Genomic DNA, 2,255 nt, shown 5'->3' with positions numbered 1-2,255 from the left:
GCGGCTGCCGATGCGGCGGCGACGGCCGCGTCTCATCCAGATTCTCCGCCCCCGGCCCCGCCTGCCCCCGCGGCCCCGCCTTCCGCGGCCCCGCATTCCCACGCGGCGTACTCGGCTTGCTCAGCGGTCCCGGCCGCCCCGTCTGAATCTTCTCGGTCACCGCCTGTTCCCGAGGCACCACCGGCATAGCCGTGGTCTTGTCCTCGGCCCCCTCCGGAACCTGCTGGATGGCAACGGTTTCCGCATCCGGTCCCGTCTCCCCGGTCGCGTCCGCGGCGGGTTCGTCGGAGTCCGCACCGCGAGCGCCGGAAGTCTGCGCAACCGCCCCTTCGACGCCCGGCTCGGTCGGTGTGCCCGCCACCCCACCCGGTGCGCCCGCCACCCCGGCAGTCGCACCCGCGCCCGCGCTGTGCTCAGTCACGTCCGCTCGGCCATCCACGCGCACATCCCCGCGCTGGGTCGTCGCGGGCACGTCCGCCGGTCCCGGAATATCCGTGTCCCGAGTGGCACCCTGCGCTCCCGCCCCCGCCCCGGCGGCCGCGTTGGTCCCGGAGCCCACCCCACCGGTGCCGCGCGCCGAACTGTCCGGTCCCGCCGGGTCCCCCGCATAGAAGCCGCCCCGGGCCTGTGCCGATCCGCCAGGTCCGCTCGCCACACCGTCGGCAGCCGCACTCGCCGAACCGGACTGTGCGCCAACGCCCTTCGTGTTGCCGCCCGCCTCGGCGCCGGATCGTGAACCACCCTGTGCGAACCGCACCGTCGGGCTCTCGCTCCTGGGCCCGCCGTGCCCGGACGCATCCCGCCCGCCCTCGGCGTGCCCGGACCCGTCCGACAGCATCACTCGCTCCGTCGGGGTGTCGGATTCGGAATCACCACGGACGCCAGCGTCTCGCACAGGGCCGTCCGGAGCGGCTCCACGCTGGAGCGCGTCGTTCGATGCGCTGTCGCCCGCTTCCGACGCACCGGGGCCTCGCGATGCCGAACCGGCCTGCCCCGCGCCGCCGCGGATCGATTCACGCTGTGTGGGAGCGTCTTCCGCATCGACGCCCGGCCGAGACGTGCCCTGCGCCGCCACAGCGGGCGAGTCGCCGTACTGCCCGGGGCCGCCCGGAGCGGTTCCACGTTCGCGTGCCTCGTTCGGTGCGCTGTCGCCCCGCACCGTTTCCCGGGGACCCCGCGGTGCGGGACCGCCGGGGCCACCTTGTCCGGGGCCACCTTGTCCGGGGCCACCGGGTACGGGAGCGCCCGGCATCGAACCGCGTTGTGCGGAATCGCTATGTCCGGAGACGTCCCGCGGGGAGCCCGGCTGCGCTGAACCTGGCCGCGCACCCGCGTCACCTGACGAATTCTCCTGCGCACGCTCCGGGGAGTCGCCCGGTGCGGAACCCTGCTCCGATGCGCGCTGCGGCCCGGCCGGTGCCGAGTCGTCCTGGGACGGAACGCTTCCGGCAGGGGCCGGCGGGGACGGGTCGGGGCGTCGTGGATCGGACCGGTCGCCGGGATTGGGCCGGTCGCCGTGTCCCGACTCGCGGTGTGGCTGCGGGTCCGGCGTGGAGACCAGGGGTTGGGTGATTCCGGCGAGCGGTGACACGGCGTCGGGGCCGCCCGGGACCGTATCGCGCATGCCGGGGCGGCTGCCGGACTGCGGTGGGCGGCCGGGGTGGCTGCCGCGCGGATCCTGTTGTCCGCCGCGCGGATTCCACTGCCCGCCGCGAGGGGCCGATTGTCCGCCGGGGGCCTGTGGTTGCCCGCCGCGCGGATTCGGTTTGTCGCCACGCGGGGCGGGTTGCCCGCCGGGTGGCTGCGGTCGCCCGTCGCGCGGGTCCGGTTGTCCACTACGCGGGTCCGGCCGTCCGGTCACCGGAAGCTGCTGCCCGCCACGTGAACTCGGGCCGCCGTCACGCAGGCCGGGCGGTCCGACGCGATCCGGTCGTCCGCCGTGCGGGTCCGGCTGCCCGCCACGCGGGTTCGGGTTGCCGTCGCGCGGGTCCGATCGTCCGACCCGCCGGTCCGGCTGCCCACCGCGCAAGTTCGGGTTGCCGTCGCGTGGGCCGGGTTGTCCGCCGGGGGCGGGTGGCTGGTTCGGGGTCCCCGGGGCGTCGGGGCGGGTCTGGCCGTGGTCCGACGGCATGGCGGGGTACTGCATGGTGGTGTCGGCGGGGGAGCCTGCACCTGTGGTGCCTGACGGTGTGTTGCGCGGTCCACCCGGCAGCGGGCCGCCTGGGCCGTTGCCGGGGGCGCTCGGCTGGGGCGGT

General features: G+C 76.0%; 1 pseudogene. It reads right to left on the bottom strand.

Annotation, left to right across the window (positions count from 1 at the left end):
• Positions 1 to 421: pseudogene (locus tag QK444_RS35655) on the bottom strand (hypothetical protein); the annotation flags it as partial.
• Positions 422 to 2,255: the final 1,834 nt, after the last annotated feature.

Origin of the sequence: Nocardia sp. CC201C, from assembly GCF_030010695.1 — a bacterium.
GTDB classification, from domain to species: Bacteria; Actinomycetota; Actinomycetes; order Mycobacteriales; family Mycobacteriaceae; genus Nocardia; species Nocardia otitidiscaviarum.
This window is presented reverse-complemented; position numbering and strand designations above follow the sequence as displayed.